Annotated in this window: 18 protein-coding genes; 11 read left to right on the top strand and 7 right to left on the bottom strand. The window is 70.1% G+C overall.

The window, feature by feature from the left end; translation table 11 throughout:
* The first annotated feature begins 46 nt into the window (after window positions 1-46).
* On the top strand, window positions 47-1,123 hold the full coding sequence (locus JR064_RS13335; protein ID WP_206230021.1) for a GGDEF domain-containing protein: 1,077 nt from the start codon (window positions 47-49) through the stop codon (window positions 1,121-1,123).
* A gap of 105 nt (window positions 1,124-1,228) precedes the next feature.
* On the opposite strand, the gene asnB is transcribed toward JR064_RS13335, so the two are convergent.
* The 7 genes from asnB to map all read right to left on the bottom strand — a co-directional run bounded on the left by asnB (window position 1,229) and on the right by map (window position 9,756).
* Window positions 1,229-2,923, bottom strand: coding sequence for an asparagine synthase B (gene asnB, locus JR064_RS13330; protein ID WP_206230020.1), 1,695 nt, complete (start codon window positions 2,921-2,923; stop codon window positions 1,229-1,231).
* 297 nt (window positions 2,924-3,220) lie between these two features.
* The gene (dapE, locus tag JR064_RS13325) at window positions 3,221-4,348 is read right to left on the bottom strand and encodes a succinyl-diaminopimelate desuccinylase (protein WP_206230019.1); all 1,128 of its coding nucleotides are present in this window, start codon (window positions 4,346-4,348) and stop codon (window positions 3,221-3,223) included.
* 157 nt (window positions 4,349-4,505) lie between these two features.
* Window positions 4,506-4,862 (bottom strand): arsenate reductase, encoded by a 357-nt coding sequence (locus tag JR064_RS13320; protein WP_179565853.1) that lies wholly within the window; start codon window positions 4,860-4,862, stop codon window positions 4,506-4,508.
* A 1-nt stretch (window position 4,863) separates the two neighbouring features.
* Complete coding sequence (locus JR064_RS13315; RefSeq protein WP_206230018.1) at window positions 4,864-5,334, bottom strand: hypothetical protein; 471 nt, start codon at window positions 5,332-5,334, stop codon at window positions 4,864-4,866.
* A complete protein-coding gene (dapD, locus tag JR064_RS13310) occupies window positions 5,331-6,344 on the bottom strand; it encodes a 2,3,4,5-tetrahydropyridine-2,6-dicarboxylate N-succinyltransferase (protein WP_206230017.1) in 1,014 nt (337 codons plus the stop codon). The genes JR064_RS13315 and dapD overlap by 4 nt, the downstream gene beginning before the upstream one ends.
* Window positions 6,344-8,950, bottom strand: coding sequence for a [protein-PII] uridylyltransferase (locus JR064_RS13305; RefSeq protein WP_206230048.1), 2,607 nt, complete (start codon window positions 8,948-8,950; stop codon window positions 6,344-6,346). The genes dapD and JR064_RS13305 overlap by 1 nt, the downstream gene beginning before the upstream one ends.
* Window positions 8,951-8,979: 29 nt before the next feature.
* A complete protein-coding gene (gene map, locus JR064_RS13300; protein WP_225209945.1) occupies window positions 8,980-9,756 on the bottom strand; it encodes a type I methionyl aminopeptidase in 777 nt (258 codons plus the stop codon).
* A 226-nt stretch (window positions 9,757-9,982) separates the two neighbouring features.
* Here map and JR064_RS13295 point away from each other — a divergent pair, with 226 nt between their 5' ends.
* The 10 genes from JR064_RS13295 to pyrH all read left to right on the top strand — a co-directional run bounded on the left by JR064_RS13295 (window position 9,983) and on the right by pyrH (window position 20,225).
* Window positions 9,983-10,486 (top strand): Csu type fimbrial protein, encoded by a 504-nt coding sequence (locus tag JR064_RS13295; RefSeq protein WP_206230016.1) that lies wholly within the window; start codon window positions 9,983-9,985, stop codon window positions 10,484-10,486.
* Between the two features lie 12 nt (window positions 10,487-10,498).
* Window positions 10,499-11,236, top strand: coding sequence for a fimbrial biogenesis chaperone (locus JR064_RS13290; protein ID WP_206230015.1), 738 nt, complete (start codon window positions 10,499-10,501; stop codon window positions 11,234-11,236).
* Window positions 11,190-13,553 (top strand): fimbria/pilus outer membrane usher protein, encoded by a 2,364-nt coding sequence (locus JR064_RS13285; protein WP_206230014.1) that lies wholly within the window; start codon window positions 11,190-11,192, stop codon window positions 13,551-13,553. Before JR064_RS13290 ends, JR064_RS13285 begins: the two co-directional genes overlap by 47 nt.
* Window positions 13,550-14,566 carry a spore coat protein U domain-containing protein gene (locus JR064_RS13280; protein WP_206230013.1) on the top strand — a complete coding sequence of 339 codons (1,017 nt, stop codon included), beginning with the start codon at window positions 13,550-13,552 and terminating at the stop codon, window positions 14,564-14,566. The genes JR064_RS13285 and JR064_RS13280 overlap by 4 nt, the downstream gene beginning before the upstream one ends.
* Window positions 14,567-14,645: 79 nt before the next feature.
* On the top strand, window positions 14,646-14,969 hold the full coding sequence (locus JR064_RS13275; protein ID WP_206230012.1) for a hypothetical protein: 324 nt from the start codon (window positions 14,646-14,648) through the stop codon (window positions 14,967-14,969).
* Window positions 14,970-15,683, top strand: a complete 714-nt coding sequence (locus JR064_RS13270; RefSeq protein ID WP_206230011.1) for a fimbria/pilus periplasmic chaperone — start codon at window positions 14,970-14,972, stop codon at window positions 15,681-15,683. It begins immediately after the preceding gene.
* 282 nt (window positions 15,684-15,965) lie between these two features.
* Window positions 15,966-16,763, top strand: coding sequence for a 30S ribosomal protein S2 (gene rpsB, locus JR064_RS13265; RefSeq protein WP_179565872.1), 798 nt, complete (start codon window positions 15,966-15,968; stop codon window positions 16,761-16,763).
* A gap of 148 nt (window positions 16,764-16,911) precedes the next feature.
* Window positions 16,912-17,790, top strand: a complete 879-nt coding sequence (tsf, locus tag JR064_RS13260; RefSeq protein WP_179565874.1) for a translation elongation factor Ts — start codon at window positions 16,912-16,914, stop codon at window positions 17,788-17,790.
* 113 nt (window positions 17,791-17,903) lie between these two features.
* Window positions 17,904-19,409 (top strand): sensor domain-containing diguanylate cyclase, encoded by a 1,506-nt coding sequence (locus tag JR064_RS13255; RefSeq protein WP_206230010.1) that lies wholly within the window; start codon window positions 17,904-17,906, stop codon window positions 19,407-19,409.
* 93 nt (window positions 19,410-19,502) lie between these two features.
* On the top strand, window positions 19,503-20,225 hold the full coding sequence (pyrH, locus tag JR064_RS13250) for a UMP kinase (RefSeq protein ID WP_104558608.1): 723 nt from the start codon (window positions 19,503-19,505) through the stop codon (window positions 20,223-20,225).
* Window positions 20,226-20,234: the final 9 nt, after the last annotated feature.

Here is a 20,234-nt window from a genome sequence, read left to right as displayed (position 1 = left end):
ATCGTCCACGCCAAGACCCGACAGCCGCAGGTCTTGAAGGGCATAGATGACGTACCAGACCCACATCCGCCAGGTGCTGGCGCCTTCCATCATGGCGGTGCAGTGGCTGACCATCGTGGTGTGGCTGGCGACCCTGCTGCTCAATCCGCACCTGCAGCGGCCACTGGACCACGCCTATGCGCTGGCTTTCGCCGCCCTGGTCGGCACGGCAGCGAGTTCGGCGCTGGCCGGGCGGTTCTGGCAATGGCGCTTGAGCGGTGCGCTGTACGTGCTGGCGCTGGCCGCGGCCTATCGGCTCGAACTGCACGGCATGGGGCGGCACGGCGACTTCTGGCTGCTGCCGGTGTCGGTCACGCTGTGCCTGGGCGTCAACCTGCTGTTCCTGTTCTCGCGCGACTACCTGCTGGTGCTGGCCTGCACCTGGTCGATCATGCTGGTGGCGCATCCGGCGCCGGTCCCGGCCAGGTCCGACCTTCCGTTGCTCGCGCTGCTGGTCGTGGCGGTGTCGCTGATCGGCTTCGCACTCAACCGCATGTTCGTGCGCAGCATGCGCACCACCTTCGCGCTGCAGGAAGACTACCGGCGCATCTCCGAAACCGATGCGCTGACCGGGCTGGCCAACCGGCGCGCGCTGACCGAGCAGCTACAGACCCTGGCCGCCTTACGCGGCGAGCGCGCGTTGCATTTCGCGATGCTGGACATCGACGACTTCAAGCAGGTCAACGACACCTATGGTCACGATGTCGGCGATGCGGTGCTGCTGGCGCTGGCCGCGGAACTGGCGCAGTTGGGTGACGGCTGCCGGGTCGGCCGGCTCGGCGGCGAGGAGTTCGGCATCCTGTTCGAACGCATGAGCGATGCGCAGGTCGGCGAGTTGCTGCATCGGTTGTTGGACCGTGTCTGCACGCTGCGGGTGAACGACGTGGCGTTCGCGTTCAGCGCCGGGGTCGCGCGGCTGCACCCCGGCGGCACGGTGTCGGACCTGCTCAAGCGTGCGGACCGCGCGCTGTACGCGGCCAAGCGCGAGGGCAAGGGCCGCATCCGCATCGAAACCGGCGCCGGCGCGGCGCCCGCGGACCGCGCCAGCGAACACGGCGGCCCGCTGCCGCAGCCATCGGAGTGAGCCGCGGCCGCTGCGCAGGCGGCCGCACGATCGCGGCAATCGCCGTACTGCCAAGCATCGCCGCTGCCGCGTAGCGCCGGCACGTCGCCGGCGCTACGCGCGGGTTCACGCCCCCAGCGCCTGCTCGTGCACTCCGGCCACCGCGCGGCCGGACGGATCGGCCATCGTCGCGAAGCTCGCATCCCAGGCGATCGCAGCCGGCGAGGAACAGGCGATCGACTTGCCGCCGGGCACGGTCTCGGCTGCGGCCGGCGTGGGGAACACGCGCTCGAATAGCGTGCGGTAGTAATAGGCTTCCTTGGTCTGCGGCGGGTTGACCGGGAAGCGCTTGTCGGCCGCAGCCAGTTCGCGGTCGCTGACCTGCGCCTCGGCGTGCGCCTTGAGCCCGTCGATCCAGCCGTAGCCGACGCCGTCGCTGAACTGCTCCTTCTGCCGCCACAGGATCGAATCGGGCAGATAGCCTTCGAAGGCCTCGCGCAGCACGCCTTTTTCCATGCGGATCGCGCCGCTGCTGGTCTTGTCGATCATTTTGTACCGCGCGTCCATGCGCATCGCCACGTCCAGGAACTCCACGTCCAGGAACGGCACGCGCGGCTCCACGCCCCAGGCCATCATCGACTTGTTGGCGCGCAGGCAGTCGTAGTTGTACAGCGCGTCGAGCTTGCGGATCAGCTCCTCGTGGAATTCGCGCGCGTTCGGCGCCTTGTGGAAGTACAGGTAGCCGCCGAAGATCTCGTCGCTGCCCTCGCCGGACAGCACCATCTTCACCCCCATCGCCTTGATCCGCCGCGCCAGCAGGAACATCGGCGTGGACGCGCGGATGGTGGTGACGTCGTAGGTCTCGATGTGCCGGATCACTTCCGGCAGCGCGTCCAGGCCTTCCTCGAAGGTGTATTCGAAGCCGTGGTGCACGGTGCCCAGCGACTCGCCGGCGATCGCCGCGGCGGCCAGGTCGGGCGAGCCCTTCAGGCCGATCGCGAACGAATGCAGGCGCGGCCACCAGGCCTCGGCCTCGTCGTTGTCCTCGATGCGCTTGCGCGCGAACCGCGCCGCCACCGCCGCGACCAGCGACGAATCCAGCCCGCCGGACAGCAGCACGCCGTACGGCACGTCGGTCATCAGCTGGCGGTGCACGGCGCGCTCGAACGCCTCGCGCAGTTCCTGCTTGCCGACCTGTACGCCCTGCACGGCGTCGTAGTCGCGCCACGGCTTGCGGTAGTACTGCTGCAGTTCGCCGCTGGCGCTGTCGTAGTAATGGCCGGGCGGGAACTGGGCCACGTCGGCGCAACTGTCGGCCAGCGACTTCATCTCCGAGGCCACGCGCAGCCGGCCCTGGGTGTCGTGGCCCCAGTACAGCGGGCACACGCCCATCGGATCGCGCGCGATCAGCACGCGGCCGGCGGCCTTGTCCCACAGCGCGAAGGCGAAGATGCCGTTGAGCCGGTTGAGCAGCGCGGCCGGCGCCTGCTCGCGGTACAGCGCATTGATCACCTCGCAATCCGAGCCGGTCTGGAACGCGTACGGCTGGGTCAGCTGCTTCTTCAGTTCGCGGTGGTTGTAGATCTCGCCGTTGACCGCCAGCGCCAGCTGCCCGTCTTCGGAGAGCAACGGCTGCGAGCCGCCGGCCGGATCGACGATGGCCAGGCGCTCATGCACCAGGATCGCGCCGTCGTCGACATACACGCCGCTCCAGTCCGGACCGCGATGGCGCTGCCGCTGCGAGCAGTCCAGCGCCTGCCGGCGCAGCGCCTGCAGGTCGTCGCCCGGTTGCAGGCCGAAGATGCCGAAGATCGAACACATGGAAAAGCTCCTGGATGGTGTGTGGGGGTAACAGGTCGTTGCGGCGATGGTCTGCAGCGGTTGCCGGCCGGCACCGCGCTGCGGCGAAAAATCTCACACATAAAAAAACCCGCATCGGCCGATGCGGGTTTTCTGGATACTGGGCGTGGTGTTTCGGTAGCGCCTAGTCGCAGACCCGCATCGGCCGCGCACGATTATTCGCCAGCGCATTATTGCGGCCGTTGGCGTGGATCGGGCGGAGGGCGGACAGCGAGGTCATGCGGCGAACGTAACCCGGCCGGCGCAACGGCGCAACTGTTACGACAGCAACCGTTCGATCAGGCGCAGGTACAGCGCCGGCAGCGCCTCCAGGTCGGCGACGCGCACATGCTCGTCCACCTGGTGGATGCTGGCGTTGACCGGACCGACCTCGATGCATTGCGCGCCCAGCGGCGCGATGAAGCGCGCATCGGAGGTGCCGCCGCCGGTGCTCTCTTCCGGCGCCGCGCCGGCGAAGTCGCCCAGCACTTCGCGCGCGACGCTGCGCAGGCGCCCTTCCGGGGTGTAGAACGGCTCGCCGCTGCGGTGCCAGCGCAGCGTGTAGTCCAGGCCGTGGCGGTCGAGCAGCGCGGCGATCTCCGCTTCCAGTCGCGGCGCGTCCCAGTGCGGGTTGTAGCGCAGGTTGAAGGCCACCTGCAGGTCGCCGGGGATCACGTTGTTGGCGCCGGTGCCGGCATGCACGTTGGAGATCTGCAGGCTGGTCGGCGGGAAGCTCTCGTAGCCGTCGTCCCAATGCCGCGCGACCAGCTCGGCCAGCGCCGGCGCGGCCAGGTGGATCGGATTGCGCGCCTTGTGCGGATAGGCCACGTGGCCCTGCACGCCCTGTACCGCAAGCGTGGCGGACAGGCTGCCGCGGCGGCCGACGCGCAGCAGGTCGCCGAGCCGTTCGGTGGAGGACGGTTCGCCGGTGATGCACCAGTCGATGCGCTCGCCGCGCGCACGGAACGTCTCGGCGACTTTGCGCACGCCATCCAGCGCGTCGCCTTCCTCGTCGGAGGTCAGCAGCAACGCCAGCGTGCCGGGGTGGTGCGGATGCGCGGCGACGAACCGTTCGGCGGCGACCACGAACGCGGCCACCCCGCTCTTCATGTCGGCGGCGCCGCGTCCGTACAGCACGCCGTCGCGGATCTGCGGCACGAACGGATCGCTGGCCCAGGCCTCGCGCGGCCCCGGCGGCACCACGTCGGTATGGCCGAGCAGCGCCAGCACCGGCGCGCCGCTGCCGTGCGTGGCCCACAGGTTGTCGACCTGGCCGAAACGCAGCCGTTCGATGGCGAAGCCGGCACGCGCCAGCCGCTGCGCGATCAGGTCCTGGCAGCCGGCGTCGTCGGGCGTGACCGACGGGCGGGCGATCAGGTCGCAGGTGAGGTCAACGACGTCGGTCATGGCGAGGAATCACTGTAGGAGCGGCTTCAGCCGCGACAAGATGCAAGAGTGTCACGCACGCCATCCATTGCGAACGATCCAGGTCAGATGGGGTTCTGACGTCACGGTCGCGGCTGAAGCCGCTCCTGCAGGGAGCGCAACTGCGCGCGACCGACGCTCAGCCCACGCCGAAGCGCTGCTTGAAGCCGTTGTCCGAGAATCCCTGGCTGAGCTGGCCGTCGTCGGTGACCACCAGCGGCCGCCGGATCAGCTGCGGGTATTCGCGCAGCAGCAGTTTCCATTCGGCGTCGGACCCCGGCGTTTTCTTGTTGTCCGGCAGCTGCCGCCAGGTGGTCGAGGATTTGTTGATCAGCGCATCGAAGCCGCCGGCCTTGCCGGCCCACTCGACCAGGGTCTCCGGGCTCGGCTTGTGTTCGCGGTAATCGACGAACGCATAGGCTACGCCGAAGCGGTCCAGCCACTTGGTCGCCTTCTTGCAGGTATCGCAGTTCTTCAGTCCGTACAGCGTGGTCATGTCATGGAGTTCCTGTGGTTGCGCGGCGCGCATCGGCGCGCGCCATCAGGCCTGCGGCAAGCAGTTCGGGCGCCTGCCCGCGGGCAGGCAAGAAGATCACCGGTGCATCCGCGGCGTGCACCCGCAGCGCCAGGCGCACCGGCGGAATCAGCCAGGCCGGCTCGACCGCGCGCAGCTCGCGCAGGTCGATGCGCTGCCGCTGCCCCTGGCGCTCGACCAGCAAGGCATCGCCGGCGTCGTAGACCTGCGCCCAGCGCGCCGGTTGCCGCAGCCAACGCAGGGCCATCGCCACCACCAGCGCCGGCACGATCCAATGCCACGGCCCGCCGGTCGGAACCGTAGGGTCGCGGGTCAGCACGCCGACCGTGTAGAGCACGACCCAGCCCAGCCAGAACGCCGGGATGCCCCACCTCACCCAGCGCGACGCGGCCCGGGAGAGGATGCCGTCGCGCGCGCCCGGTTGCGTGCTCAATCGGCCAGGCCGCGCAGCAGGTCGTTGACGCTGGTCTTGCTGCGGGTCTTGGCATCGACCTGCTTGACGATCACCGCGCAGTACAGCGAGTGCGAGCCGTCCTTGGACGGCAGCTGGCCGGACACCACCACGCTGTACGGCGGCACGTAGCCGTAGGAGACCTCGCCGGTGGCACGGTTGTAGATGCGCGTGCTCTGGCCGATGAACACGCCCATGCCGATCACGCTGTGGTGGCCGACCACTACGCCTTCCACCACTTCCGAACGCGCGCCGATGAAGCAGTGGTCCTCGATGATGGTCGGGCTGGCCTGCAGCGGCTCGAGCACGCCGCCGATGCCGGCGCCGCCGGACAGGTGGCAATGCTTGCCGATCTGCGCGCACGACCCCACCGTGGCCCAGGTATCGACCATGGTGCCCTCGCCCACGTGCGCGCCGATGTTGGTGAAGCTCGGCATCAGCACCACGTCCTTGCCGAAGTAGCTGCCGCGGCGCGCGATCGCGCCCGGCACCACGCGCACGCCGGCCTTGCGGAACTCGGCCTCGTGGTAACCGGCGAAGCGCGACTCCACCTTGTCCCAGAACGGCGCCGGCTGCGCCTCGACCACGGCCATCTCGTTGACCCGGAAATACAGCAGCACCGCCTTCTTCAGCCACTCGTTGACCTTCCAGCCGCCGTGCCCGTCGGGCTCGGCGACGCGGAACTCGCCGCTTTCCAGGCCATCGATGACGCGGTTGACCACCGGCCGGGTCGAGCCTTCGATCTCGTCCAGGGTCAGGGCGGCACGGCGCTCGAAGGCGCTGTCGATGGTGAACTTCAGTTCGTCGGCGCTGGGACCGGCAGCCGGCTTGGAACGCACCGGCCTGGCCGGCGATTTCGGCGCGGCCACCGGCTTGGCGGCGGTGCCGGGGGTGGCGGGCTTCCTGGCCGCGGCCTTCTTCGCGGCGGTCTTGCTGGCGGCGGCGGTCTTGGCAGCAGGCTTGTTGGCGGCGGCAGGCTTCTTGGTGGCCATTAGCGGGATTCTCCAGGCGGGGTATCGGGGTCCAGACAGGCCTGCAGTGCGGCGTGCAGCGCCTGGCGGGAGGAATCGGGCAACGGCAGGTTGTGCTCGTCGGTGATCTGGAACACGTCCTCGGCGCGCTCGCCGAAGGTGGCGATGCGCGCGTCGTGCACGCGCAGCTGCTGGCGGCGCAGCACCTGCGCCACGTTCGACAGCAGCCCGGGCCGGTCCGGCGCGACCAGGCTCAGGCGGGTGCGGCGGCCGTCCACGCTCTCGCGGAATTCGATGCGCGGGGCGAAGCGGAAATGCCGCAGCTGGCGCGGCACCACGCGCCGCGCCGGACGCAGCCGGGTCAGGTCGCCGGACAGCGCCTCGCGCAGCGCCGCTTCCAGTTGCGCGGTGTCGCCGCTGGCGAAGGCATCGGCCGGCATCACCTCGAAGGTATCGAAGATCGCCTCGTGCGGCGCGTCGAGCACGCGTGCGCGGTGGATGCCGTAGCCGAGCCGGTCCAGGGTCATCACGATCGCGGCGAACAGGCCGTCGCGGTCGGGCGAATAGACGAACACTTCCAGCGCGTCGTCGTCCGGGGTGACCGGGCGCACCTTGACCAGGGTGCCGCCCAGTTCCACTTCCATCAGCGAGCTCGCCTGCCAGGCCAGCTGTTCGGGGCGGAAGCGCAGGAAGCTCTCGTCCGGCATGCCGGCGAACTGGCGGTCGATGACCGCGTCGTCATGGCCCTGGATGTGCATCAGCGCGCGGGTCGCCTCGCGCGCCTCCTGCACCCGCTCGGCGAACGGGCGCGGATGCTCCAGACCATCGCGCAGCGCGCGCCGCGCGGCGAAGTACAGGTCGGCCAGCAGCCGGTCCTTCCACGCGTTCCACAGCTTGGGGCTGGTGCCGGCGATGTCGGCGCAGGTCAGCAGGTACAGATAGTCCAGGCGCTCGCGGTCGCCCACCAGGGTGGCGAAGCGGTGGATCACGTCCGCATCGGAGATGTCCTGCTTCTGCGCGGTCACCGACATGCGCAGGTGCTGTTCGACCAGCCACACCACCAGGTCGGTATCGGCCGCACTGAGTCCGTGGCCGGCGCAGAACGCGCGCGCATCCACCGCGCCGAGTTCGGAATGGTCGCCGCCGCGGCCCTTGGCGATGTCGTGGAACAGCCCGGCCAGCAGCAGCAGTTCCGGCTTGCGCAGCCGCGGCCACACCTCGTGCGCGATCGAGAAACGGTCGTCGGCGCGGGCGCTGGCGAACACCGCGATGTTCTTCAGCACCATCAGCGTGTGCTGGTCCACCGTGTACACATGGAACAGGTCGAACTGCATGCGCCCGGAGACCTGCGCGAACGCCGGGATCCATTGCCCGAGCACGCCCAGCCGCGCCATCCGGGTCAGCGTCTGCACCGCGCGCGGGCCGCGCAGCAGCGCCAGGAACCGCTCGCGCGCCAGCGCGCTGGCGCTGCCGTAGGCGGGCAACTGCGGCAGCGCTTCGGCCAGCGCGCGCGCGGTCAGCGAATGCAGGCCGCGCACCTCGCCATGCGCGGCCCAGATCGCGAACAGCGCGAACACCTGCACCGGATCGGCCTGCGGCCAGGTCTCGGCATCGGCCGCCAGGTAGCCGCGACGCAGCGAGAAGCCGGCGCCCAGCGGCTGCGGCTGCGCCTCGCCGTCGAACTGTTCCTCGAAGCGCTGCAGCAGGCGATCGCTGAGCCGGCGCACGATCGCCGCGCTGCGGTAGAAGCGCTGCATCATCTTCTCCACGCCCAGGCTCTCGGCGTCGTCGGAGAAGCCCAGCCGCTGCGCCAGGGTCTTCTGGTAGTCGAAGCGCAGGCGCTCCTCCGGGCGATTGGCGACCAGGTGCAGCCCGTAGCGCAAGCGCGCCAGCTCGCGGCGCTCGCGGCGCAGCGCCGCGGCCTCGTCGCTGCCGACGTGGCCGAGTCCGACCAGCGCCTCCAGGTCGCGCACGCCGAACGCGCGCAGCGCCATCCAGCCCAGCGTGTGCAGGTCGCGCAGGCCGCCCGGGCCGTCCTTGATGTCCGGCTCAAGGTTGTCGGCGGTGTCGCCGAAACGCTGGTGGCGGGTCTGCAGTTCCTCGCGCTTGGCCAGGAAGAACGCGCGCGGCGTCCACACCCGCTGCGGCGCGATCGCCGCGGCCAGCGCCGCCCGCGCGGCGGCATCGGCGAGCAGCGGGCGCGCCTCGATCAGCGCGGTCAGCACGGTCTGGTCGGCACAGGCGGTGGTGCATTGCGCGGCCGAACGCACCGCATGGCTGACCGGCACGCCGGCATCCCAGAGCAGCGCGAACAGCCGCGCCAGCGCCTGCTCGTGGGCGCGTTGGCGCTCGGGTTCGCCGAACACCAGCAGGTCGATGTCCGAGCGCGGAAACAGCTCGCCGCGGCCGTAGCCGCCGACCGCGTACAGCGCCAGCCCGGCATCGCGCGGCAGGCAGCGGTTCCAGGCATGCTTGATCAGTTGGTCCAGCGCGCGCGCGCGCAGCGCCAGCAGGCGGTCGATGTCGTCGCCCTGGTCGAAGCGCTTGCACAGCCGCGCGTCGGCCTGGACCAACAGCTGCCGGGCCGCCGCGGCCCACTCGGCATCGTCGGCGGCCGCGTCGGGCATGCCGGCATCGGTACCGGCCGGCAACAGGCTCACGGCTCGCCGAGGCCGCCGGGCGACAGGGTCAGCACTTCCACGCCGTCCTCGGTGACCGCGATCATGTGCTCCCACTGCGCCGACAGCTTGCGGTCCTTGGTCACCACGGTCCAGCCGTCCGGCAGCACGCGGGTATGGCGCGCGCCTTCGTTGATCATCGGCTCGATGGTGAAGGTCATGCCCTGCTTCAGCACCAGGCCTTCGCCGGGGCGGCCGTAATGCAGCACCTGCGGCTCGTCGTGGTAGACCTTGCCGATGCCGTGGCCGCAGTACTCGCGCACCACGCTGAAACGCTCGCCTTCGGCGTACTGCTGGATCGCGTGGCCGACGTCGCCGAGCGTGGCGCCCGGGCGCACCGCGCGGATGCCGCGCCACATCGCCTCGTAGGTGGCCTCGACCAGCCGCCGCGCCATCACCGACGGGGTGCCGACGTAGTACATGCGGCTGGTGTCGCCATGCCAGCCGTCCTTGATCACGGTGACGTCGATATTGACGATGTCGCCGTCCTTCAGGACCTTGCTGTCGCTGGGAATGCCGTGGCAGATCACGTTGTTCACCGAGCTGCATACCGTCTTCGGGTAGCCGCGGTAGCCGACGTTGGCCGGCACCGCCTGCTGCACGTTGACGATGTGGTCGTGGCAGATGCGGTCGAGCTCGGCCGTGGTGACACCGGGCTTCACATGCGGCCCGATAATGTCGAGCACTTCGGCGGCCAGGCGGCCGGCGATGCGCATCTTCTCGATGTCCTGGGGAGTTTTCAGATTGACGGTCATACCCGCCATTATCGCTCATTCGGGGCTTTCCTGAACGCGCCCGTGCGTACTGCCGGTTTTTCGGCACCGGGCTGCCGCCCCACCGTCTTCACAAACTTCAACCCGCGAAATCGGGGTTGTCATCGAAACCGAAAACTAGATGCACATCCAGAAATATGTGCACTGGCCCACACTTTGCATTGGCTCGGGCACCGACGGACTCCGTCATTCCGAAGAGCCTCACCTCATGCAAGCATTCCACCGTGCACTCGCCGTCACCGCCTTGCTGGCCGCCGGGACCGGCGTGGCTTACGCCCAGACCGACTCGCGCACCTTCAACGTCAAGATCCAGATCACCAGCGTCTGCGACATCCAGACCGCCCCGACCGACGTCGATTTCGGCAGCGTCAACTCCACCCAGACCTCGATCAACAGCACCGGTACGTTGAACGTGCGCTGCACCTCGGGCACCCCGTACAACATCGCGCTCAACGCCGGCAGCGGCTCCGGCGCGACGGTGACCTCGCGCACCATGGGCAGCGCCGATGCGGGCAATACCGCACGCGTGCCGTACGCCCTGTACCGCAACTCGGCGCGTACCCAGAACTGGGGTTCGACCATCGGCAGCGACACCCAGGCCGGCACCGGCAATGGCGCGGTGCAACCGCTCGTCGTCTATGGCCAGGTCGCCAGCACCAACTACCCCGCCGGCGCGTACAGCGACGTCGTCACCGCCACCGTCACCTGGTAACCGGAGCGCTCCATGTCCCTGCACCGAATCCTTTCGTTGCGCCTGCCGATCGCCGCCGCGCTGTGGCTGGCGGCGATCCTGGCGGCCGATGCCGCCAGCCTGCAGGTCGCACCGACCTCGGTGCAGCTGACCGCGGAACAGTCGGCGCAGGGCCTGTGGCTGAGCAACAGCGGCGACACGCCGCTGCAGGCGCAGGTGCGGGTGTTCCGCTGGCGCCAGCAGGACGGCGAGGACCTGCTCGATCCCAGCGACAGGATCGCGATCAGCCCGCCGATGCTGGAACTGGCGCCGCACTCGCGGCAACTGGTGCGCATCATCCGCCTGGACGATGCGCCCAGGACCACCGAGGAGACCTATCGGGTCCTGGTCGACGAACTGCCGTCGGCGGACGCCACGGCCAGCGCGTCCGGGCTGCAGTTCGTGCTGCGCTACTCGGTGCCCATCTTCGTCAAGCCCGCGGACGCCGCGGCCCCCGCGCTGCAGGCACGGCTGATCCGCGACGCCGCCGCACCGGCGCTGGAGGTCGTCAACCGGGGCAGCCAGCACGCGCAGCTGGTGGACCTGCATTTCGTCGCCAGCGACGGCACCCGTGCCGCGATCGCCGACGGCCTGGCCGGCTACGTGCTGCCGGGCCAACACAAGCGCTGGCCGCTCCCTCCTGCGCTGGTACGTGCCGACGGCACGTTCAAGGCCACGATCAACGGTGAGCCCATTGCTCAGTCGCTCGCGCTGGACGCACAGGCTCCTTGAGCTGCTGCTGGCGCTGTGGGCAAGCGCCGCGCAGCTCGCCGCCGCCCAGCCTGGCGGCCCGCCGCCGGACCGGGAAACGCTGTATCTGGAGGTCACCCTGAACGAAACCCGCAAGCCCGGGCTGTTCCGCTTCCAGCGCGACGGCGCGCGCATGCTCGCCGATGCGGCCACGCTGCGTCAGCTGGGCCTGCGCATCGACGCCGACGCCGACACCGCGGCGATCGCCCTGGAAGACCTGGACGGGGTGCGCTATCGCTACGACGCCGGCCTGCAGCAACTGGCGATCGATGCGCCGGTGGCGCTGCTCGACGTGCCGCTGACCCGCATCGACGCGCAGAACAGCGGCCCGGCGCTGCCGGCGACCAGTTCGCCCGGCGCCCTGCTCGACTACGACGTATACGCCAGCCGCCAGGGCAGCGCCAGCAACCTGACCACCAGCGGCGAATTGCGCGCCTTCGGCCTGGGCGGCGGCCTGTTCGGCCAAGCCATGTTCCGGCAATCCTTCGTCGCCCGCCTCTACCGCGAGCCGCAGCGCGACTGGCGCAGCCAGGCGATCCGCCTGGACACGCAGTGGCAGTGGTCGCTGCCCGACCGCATGACCAGCGTGGTGCTCGGCGACACGCTCAGCAGCAGCACCAGCTGGAGCCGCACGCTGCGCCTGGGCGGCGTGCGCGTGGGCCGCGATTTCGGCCTGCAGCCGTACCGCGTGACCACCCCGCTGCCGGAATTCCTCGGCGAGGTGACCGTGCCCTCGAGCGTGGACCTGTACGTCAACGGCATCCGCCAGTACGGCTCGGAGTTGCCGGCCGGACCGTTCCAGCTGTCGGCGGCGCCCGGCGTGGACGGCGCCGGCAACGCGCAGCTGGTGATCACCGACGCCTACGGCCGCAGCCGGTCGGTCGAATTCCCGTTCTATGCCACCCAGGACCTGCTGGCCGATGGCCTGGACGACTGGTCGCTGGCGCTGGGCCGGGTCCGCGAAGGCTATGGCAGCGACGCCTTCGCCTATGCCGGCGACATGGTCGGCAGCGCCAGCTGGCGCCGCGGCCTCAGCGCCGGCTTCACCGCCGAGGCCCATGCCGAGGCCGGTGCCGGCATCCGCAACGCCGGCGCCGGCGGCATCTGGCTGCTGCCGCGGGCCGGGGTGGTCGGCGCATCGCTGGCGCACAGCCAGGGCAATGGCCTGAGCGGGCGCCAGTACGCGCTCAGCTACCGCTGGAACAACGGCCGCTTCAACGTCTCGGTGGATACCCAGCGCGCGCAGCGCGGCTATCGCGACGTGGCTTCGCAGTACGGCGCGCCGCCGCCGCGGATCAGCGAACGCGCGCTGGCCGGCGTCAGTTGGGAGCAGGTGGGCAACGTGTCGATGAGCTATGTGCGCCTGGCCTACCCGGACAGCGGCGACGTGCGCTATGCCAGCCTGTTCTGGACCCGCACGCTGCCGTGGCAGTCCTCGCTGAACCTGAGCGTCAACCAGAATCTGGACCAGGCCAGCGATCGCAGCGTGTACCTGGGCTGGTCGATCGCGCTCAGCGGCGCGCGCCAGGCCAGCGTCGCGCTGCAGCGGGTCGGCGAGCGCATGAGCGTGGCGGCCGATCTCAGCCGCTCGGCCGCCGCCGACGGCGGCAGCGGCTGGCGGCTGCAGGCGCGCAGCGGCCAGGACAGCGCCGGCGGCCTGGCCGAGGCCACCTGGCGGCGCGACACCGCACGCTATGCCGCGGGCCTGGCCAGCTACGGCGGCCAGGCCTACGGCTATGCCGAAGCCTCCGGCGGCCTGGCCTGGATCGGCGGCGGCTGGTTCCCCAGCCGCGATCTCGACCAGGCCTTCGCCCTGGTCTCCACCGGCGGCATCGCCGACGTGCCGGTGTTGCTGGAAAACCGCCCGATCGGGGTCACCGACGCGCGCGGCTTCCTGCTGATCACGCCGCTGATGGGCTGGCAGCACAACCAGGTGTCGATCGATCCGATGCGCCTGCCGCCGCAGATGCGTCCGGAGCGGGTCGACCAGATCGTGGTGCCGCGCGACCGCACCGGCGTGGTGGTGGACTTCCCGATCCGCAACAGCGACGGCGTCCTGGTGCAGTTGCACGATGCGCACGACGCGCCGCTGCCGGTCGGCAGCCGGGTGCGCGGCCCGGGCATCGCCGCGGTGGTCGGCTACGACGGCGAGGCCTACCTGGAAGGGCTGAAGCCCGGCCGCAACGAACTGGAGGTGGACATGGCCGCGGGCAGCTGCAGGGTCACGATCGAACACACGCCGCAACGGCGCCCGGCCCGCCTGGGACCGCTGCGCTGCAGCGCAGGGCCGGCGCCGTGACCCGCGGCGCATGGCAGTGCGGCGCCTTGCTGGCGCTGGCCGTGGCGCTGGCGCCAGCGCCGGCCATCGCCGCCACCACCTGTACGGCGGTGACCACCGCACTGGATTTCGGCAACGTCTCCGCCAGCGCCGCGACCGACAGCAGCGCGCAGATCACGGTCACCTGCCAGACCGGCGCGCTCAGCATCCTGGGCACGATCTACGTGCGCATGTGCCTGAACATCGGCGAGGGCGCGCAGGGCGGCGGCCTGGGCATCGCCCCGCGGCGCATGCTCAACCCGCTCAACGACAGCCTCGGCTTCCAGCTGTACCGCGACAGCGCCCGCAGCCTGATCTGGGGCAGCGCGCTGAACGCGTCCACGCCGCTGCAGGTGGACCTGACCTACTCGTCGCTGCTGACCGGCGGCAGCGGCAGCGCCAGCTACACCATCTATGGGCGCGTCCCGTTGCAGAGCGGCATCGCCACCGGGCTGTACCAGAACAGCTTCAGCGGGGCGTTCACCAACCTGCAGTACCGCTACGACGAGCCGCTGATCGGCACCCCGGCCAGCATGCCGGCCTCCTGCACCAACGGTGGCACCGGCGGCGCCACCGCGGCGCAGTTCCCGTTCGTGAGTTCGGCCAACGCGGCCCCGCTGTGCACCATCGCCAGCATCGCCGACCTGGACTTCGGCAGCCACTCCGGCCTGGTCGATACCGCGCTGAACTACACCACCGCGCTGAGCATGAATTGCCGCCGGCGCACCGCCTGGCAGGTCAGCCTGGACAACGGCCAGTACGCCAGCGGCAGCATCCGGCGCATGCGCAATGCCGCAGGCCAGTACCTGCGCTACGAGCTGTACCGCGACGCGGCGCGCAGCCAGCGCTGGGGCAGCACCCTGAACAGCGATACCCAGACCGGCACCGGGACCGGCAGCACCCAGTCGCTGACCCTGTACGGCCAGGTGCCGGCCGCGCAGACCCCGCCCCCGGGCAGCTACAGCGACGTGGTCAAGGTAACTGTGACCTACTGAGGGCTAAACGCCGGCGCGGAGGCGGTAAAGTTGCCGCACGGCACGCCGTTATCTGTCGCATCCTCCTGGGAATACCGCCATGACCGCCAACCCGTTCATGCAATCGCTGCTGCTCGCCGGCCTGTGCGCCGTCTGCGCGAGCGCGGCGGCGCAGAACCCAGGCGCGAACGAAAGCACGGCGTTCCGGGTCGGCATCCGCCTGCTGGGCAGTTGCGAGATCGATACCGCCGGCCGCCGCCAGCCGGGCGCGGCCGCCGCGCAGGTGGCCTGCAGCCGCCCGTTGCCCTACCAGGTCAGCATCGACGGCGCCGCCGCCCCCAACGCCGGTGCGCTGGCACTGAGCCTGAGTCTGGCCGACGGCCTGCAGCGCCAGGATGCGCGCTACGCCACGGTCGCGTTCTAAGTGGTCGGCCGCTCCCGCGGTCGGATCGCCGGCCTGCTGCTGGCGCTGCTGCCGGGCCTGGCCGCGGCCGCCGGCGTACGCATCAGCCCGACCATCGTGCAGATCCCGCCCGGCGCCCAGACCGCCGAGGTCTGGCTGAGCAATACCCAGGACCGGCCCTGGCTGGCGCAGGCCAGGCTGTACCGTTGGCACCAGACCGAGGGCATGGAGCAATTGCAGGCGACCGACGACGTGCAGGTCAGCCCGCGCCTGATCGACATCCCCGCGCAGGGGCGGCAGCTGCTGCGGGTGGTGCGCACCGGCCCGGCCGCGACCGACGGCGAGATCGCCTACCGCCTGGTGCTGGAAGAACGCCCGGACGCGGATGACGCCCCCGCCGACCCACGCCTGCTGCTGCGCTATTCCACCCCGGTGTTCCTGTCCCCGCCCGGTGCCGCGCCGACCGCCGCGCTCAGCGCCAGCCTGGTCGCCGGCGCCTACGGCCACGAACTGCAGGTACGCAACCGCGGCAAGGCGCACGCCCGGCTGAGCGACCTGAGCTTCGTCGGCGCCGACGGGCGCCAGCTGACCCTGTTCCACAACCTGGCCGGCTACGTGCTGGCCGGAGAACAGAAGCGCTGGCCGGTGCCGGCCGAGGTCGGCAGCGCGCGCGGCGGCCATTTCGCCGCCCGGCTCGACAGCCAGGGCGAGCTGCAGCCGCTGCTGGCCGAATGACCCGGCCGGCGCGCATTTGCGCGCGAGGCCGCGGCCCGCTATAGTTCCGCGGCTTCGTTGCGCCCGCCCGGGCCAGCGAACCGTCCACGCCGGACGCACCGGCGAATACACACCTGCCGCCATCGCCCGTGCCGGGGTGCTCCGCGAGGAGTTCGGTCACGGAGGCTGCAGGGAGGCCCAACCCCGGAATCGTCGTGCACGCCGTCGCAGGCCTGCACGTCCATGCGCGGCTTCACCCTATCCTGCCCGCGCACGGCCGGTTCCCCATCAGGAGTCACTGCAATGCCCCAAGTCACCATGCGTCAGATGCTGGAAGCCGGCGTCCACTTCGGCCACCAGACCCGCTACTGGAACCCCAAGATGGCGCCGTACATCTTCGGCGCACGCGGCAAGATCCACATCATCAACCTCGAGAAGACGGTTCCGCTGTTCAACGACGCGATGAACTTCATCTCCAGCGTCGCGCAGAAGCGCGGCACCATCCTGTTCCTGGGCACCAAGCGCAGCGCCCGCGACTCGGTGAAGGAAGAAGCCGAGCGTTGCGGCCAGCCGTTCATGACCCAGCGCTGGCTGGGCGGCACGCTGACCAACTTCCGCACCGTCAAGCAGTCGGTGGCGCGCCTGAAGGAACTGGAATCGGCCGAAACCGACGGCACCTTCGACAAGCTGGTCAAGCACGAAGTGCTGACCCTGCGCCGCGAGCGCGAGAAGCTGCTGGCCTCGCTGGGCGGCATCAAGGAAATGAACCGCCTGCCCGACGCGCTGTTCGTCATCGACATCGGCCATGAAGACATCGCCATCAAGGAAGCCAAGAAGCTCGGCATCCCGGTGATCGCGGTGGTCGACACCAACTACAACCCGGAACTGGTGGACTACGCCATCCCGGGCAACGACGACGCCATCCGCGCCGTGCAGCTGTACGCCCGCGCCGCCGCCGACGCCGTGCTGGAAGGCAAGGCCGCCGCGCCGAACGCCGCCAGCGTGCGCGAGGAAGAGTTCAGCGAAGCCGGCGACGACAAGGGCCGCGGCCCGCGCAAGAACGGCAAGAAGGCCGAAGAAGCCGCTCCCGCCGCCGAGTAACCGGCGCGCCATGCGATTGCGCGAGCATGCGCAGTCGCCACCCGGCGCGCGCTGCGCGCCCGGGTCCGCGGGCGCCGCAAGCGCCCGTTTCCCAGAATTCCCGGCCGGCCGCAAACCGGCCCTTTCCCACCTTTTGTGAGGTCACCCCGTGGAAATCACCGCTTCCCTGGTCAAGGAACTGCGCGAGCGCACCGGCGCCGGCATGATGGAATGCAAGAAGGCGCTCACCGAGAACGCCGGCCATATCGACAACGCCGCCGAGTGGCTGCGCAAGTCGGGCCTGGCCAAGGCCGACAAGAAGGCCGACCGCGTCGCCGCCGAAGGCCGCATCGCGATGGCCCAGGACGGCGGCAAGGCCGTGCTGGTCGAGATCAACTCCGAGACCGACTTCGTCGCCAAGGACAACAACTTCCTGGCCTTCACCGAAGCCGTGGCCCAGGCCGCGCTGAGCTCCGGCGCCGCCGACGCCGAGGCGCTGAAGAGCGCCAAGCTGCCCGGCGGCGAGACCGTCGAGGAAGCCCGCGCCGCGGTCATCGCCAAGGTCGGCGAGAACGTGCAGGTGCGCCGCCTGGCGCGCATCGACAGCGCCAACAACGTCGCCGCCTACGTGCACGGCGGCCGCATCGGCGTGCTGGTCGAGGTCAAGGGCGGCGACATCGAGCTGGCCCGCGGCATCGCCATGCACATCGCGGCGATGAACCCGCCGCACGTGAAGGCGTCCGACGTCCCGGCCGACTTCGTCGCCAAGGAAAAGGAAATCGAGCTGGCCAAGATGTCGGAAAAGGACAAGGCCAAGCCGGCCGACATCCTGGAGAAGATCATCAGCGGCAAGATCGCCAAGATCGTCAACGAAGTCACCCTGTACGGCCAGCCCTACGTGCTGAACACCGACCAGAGCGTGGAGCAGGCGGTCAAGGCCGCCGGCGCCGACGTGGTCGGTTTCCAGCGCCTGGCCGTGGGCGAAGGCATCGAGAAGGTGGTGGAAGACTACGCCGCCGAAGTGATGAAGCAGGCCGGCCTGGCCTGAGTCCGGCCCGTCCGCAGAAAAAAGCCGCGCTTGTCGCGGCTTTTTTTTTGCCGGTGGTACGCTCTGCGGGCAGGGACACATCGCTGTCCCGATCACACTTCTCGCGGAACCGCATGCGCCCTGAACTCGAAGCCATCCTGGCTCACTCCCGAAACCTGCCCTCGCCGCCCGGGATTGCGCTGCGCATCATCGACCTGGCCCAGGATCCGGACGTCGATCTGGCCACCACCGCCGACACCATCGCGATGGACATGGCGCTGAGCGCGCGCATGCTGCGCATCGCCAATTCGCCGCTGTACGCCAGCCGGCGCCGCATCGACAACCTCGGCCAGGCGCTGACCATGCTCGGGCTCAACGCCGCGCTGAGCCTGGCGCTGGGCTTCTCGATGGTGCAGAGCCTGCGCGACGGCGCCGGGGCCGGCGACCTGCAGGAACGGATCTGGCGGCGCAGCGTGCTGTCGGCGCTGGCCAGCCGCCTGCTCGGCCAGGCCATGGGCCTGCGCAAGCAGGAGGAACTAATGCTGGCCGGCCTGCTGCAGGACATGGGCGCGCTGGCCCTGCTGCACATCTGCCACGACGACTACGCGCCGCTGTTGCGCGAAGCCGGCGGCAGCGGCAGCGAGACGCTGGTCGCCATGGAGCGCGAGCGGCTCGGCTGCGACCACGCCGAGGTCGGCGCCTGGCTGGCGCAGAAGTGGAAGCTGCCCGGCTACCTGCAGCGCAGCATCGGCCACAGCGCCGGGACCGAACTGGCGCCGGACACGTTCGGCAAGTGCGTGCTGCTGTCCGGCAGCGTCGCCGACATCTGGCTGAGCAGCGACGTCGACACCGCGCGCGGCCTGGCGATGGAGCGCGCCTATCGCGAACTGCAGCTGGACAGCCGCCGCTTCGACGAGGTGATCGCCGGCATGGCCGAATCCCTGCCGGTCATCGGCCCGATCTTCGACGTGCGCATCGCGCAGCCGGAGCGGATCGACGCGATCATCAGCCATGCCCGCGAACTGATGGTGCTGCGCAACCTGCGCCAGATCCAGGAAGCCACCCTGGCCCGGCACCAGGCCGACGAATCGGAGCACCGCGCGCGGCGCCTGGCCGAGCAGGCCAGCCGCGACGCGCTGACCGGGGTGTACAACCGGCACCAGCTGGACGTCCTGCTCAACCAGCAGTTCGACCTGGCCAGCCGCCACGACTGGCCGCTGTCGGTCGCCTTCATCGACCTGGACGACTTCAAGAAGATCAACGACGCCCATGGCCACCTGATCGGCGACCAGGTGCTGCGCGCGTTCGCGCAGGCGCTGCAGCCGCTGTTGCGCAGCAGCGACACCGTGGCGCGCTTCGGCGGCGAGGAGTTCCTGGTGCTGCTGCCCAACACCAGCGAGGAGGCCGCGCTGAGCGTGATCCAGCGCATCCTCCTCGACATCGCGCAGCGGCCGATGGTCGAATTGCAGAGCGGGCCGCTGCACATCAGCTTCTCCGCCGGCGTCGCCACCCAGGGCGGGCGCGAGCGCTTCGGCACCGCGCAGGAGCTGCTGCAGGCCGCCGACGACATGCTCTACAGCTCCAAGCACGGCGGCCGCAACCGCGTCACCGCGCGCTCGTTCCGCGACACCCTGGCCTGAACCGGGCCACTGCACGCACGCGTGCGCGCGGCAGATTCCGCGCCGCGCTTCGGCTAGAATCGCGTGGTTTGCCCGTCCCCCCACGAGGTCACCATGTCCCAGCTCGCCTATCGCCGTATCCTGTTGAAACTTTCCGGCGAAGCGCTGATGGGGGATGGGGATTACGGCATCGACCCCAAGGTCATCAACCGCCTCGCCCATGAAGTGATCGAGGCGCAGCAGGCCGGCGCGGAAGTGGCGCTGGTGATCGGCGGCGGCAACATCTTCCGCGGCGCCGGCCTGGCCGCCGGCGGCATGGACCGGGTCACCGGCGACCACATGGGCATGCTGGCCACCGTCATCAACGCGCTGGCGATGCAGGACGCGCTGGAGAAGCTCGGCGCCAAGGTGCGGGTGATGAGCGCGATCAAGATCAACGACGTGTGCGAGGACTTCATCCGCCGCCGCGCGATCCGCCACCTGGAGAAGGGCCGCATCGCGATCTTCGCCGCCGGTACCGGCAACCCGTTCTTCACCACCGACTCCGGCGCGGCGCTGCGCGCGATCGAGATCGGCGCCGACCTGCTGCTGAAGGCGACCAAGGTCGATGGCGTGTACGACAAGGACCCGAAGAAGCACGCCGACGCGGTGCGCTTCGACAGCCTGACCTACGACGAAGTGATCGCGCGCAACCTGGAAGTGATGGACACCGCCGCCTTCGCGCTGGCCCGCGACAGCGACCTGCCGCTGCGCATCTTCAACATGGGCCAGCCCGGCGAGCTGCTGAAGATCCTGCACGGCGCGGAGATCGGCACGCTGGTCAAAGGCCGTAGCTGAGAGGCCGGG

This window comes from Xanthomonas bonasiae, from assembly GCF_017163705.1.
GTDB lineage: Bacteria > Pseudomonadota > Gammaproteobacteria > Xanthomonadales > Xanthomonadaceae > Xanthomonas_A > Xanthomonas_A bonasiae.
The sequence above is the reverse complement of the archived record's forward strand: the minus strand, read 5'-3'. Positions and strand labels throughout refer to the sequence as shown.

Excerpts from the sequence above, each read along its gene's own strand:
- JR064_RS13335 (WP_206230021.1), top strand. The coding sequence starts at position 47 with ATGACGTACCAGACCCACATCCGCCAGGTGCTGGCGCCTTCCATCATG.
- asnB (WP_206230020.1), bottom strand. The coding sequence starts at position 2,923 with ATGTGTTCGATCTTCGGCATCTTCGGCCTGCAACCGGGCGACGACCTG.
- dapE (WP_206230019.1), bottom strand. The coding sequence starts at position 4,348 with ATGACCGACGTCGTTGACCTCACCTGCGACCTGATCGCCCGCCCGTCG.
- JR064_RS13320 (WP_179565853.1), bottom strand. The coding sequence starts at position 4,862 with ATGACCACGCTGTACGGACTGAAGAACTGCGATACCTGCAAGAAGGCG.
- dapD (WP_206230017.1), bottom strand. The coding sequence starts at position 6,344 with ATGGCCACCAAGAAGCCTGCCGCCGCCAACAAGCCTGCTGCCAAGACC.
- JR064_RS13305 (WP_206230048.1), bottom strand. The coding sequence starts at position 8,950 with ATGCCCGACGCGGCCGCCGACGATGCCGAGTGGGCCGCGGCGGCCCGG.
- map (WP_225209945.1), bottom strand. The coding sequence starts at position 9,756 with ATGACCGTCAATCTGAAAACTCCCCAGGACATCGAGAAGATGCGCATC.
- JR064_RS13295 (WP_206230016.1), top strand. The coding sequence starts at position 9,983 with ATGCAAGCATTCCACCGTGCACTCGCCGTCACCGCCTTGCTGGCCGCC.
- JR064_RS13290 (WP_206230015.1), top strand. The coding sequence starts at position 10,499 with ATGTCCCTGCACCGAATCCTTTCGTTGCGCCTGCCGATCGCCGCCGCG.
- JR064_RS13275 (WP_206230012.1), top strand. The coding sequence starts at position 14,646 with ATGACCGCCAACCCGTTCATGCAATCGCTGCTGCTCGCCGGCCTGTGC.
- rpsB (WP_179565872.1), top strand. The coding sequence starts at position 15,966 with ATGCCCCAAGTCACCATGCGTCAGATGCTGGAAGCCGGCGTCCACTTC.
- JR064_RS13255 (WP_206230010.1), top strand. The coding sequence starts at position 17,904 with ATGCGCCCTGAACTCGAAGCCATCCTGGCTCACTCCCGAAACCTGCCC.
- pyrH (WP_104558608.1), top strand. The coding sequence starts at position 19,503 with ATGTCCCAGCTCGCCTATCGCCGTATCCTGTTGAAACTTTCCGGCGAA.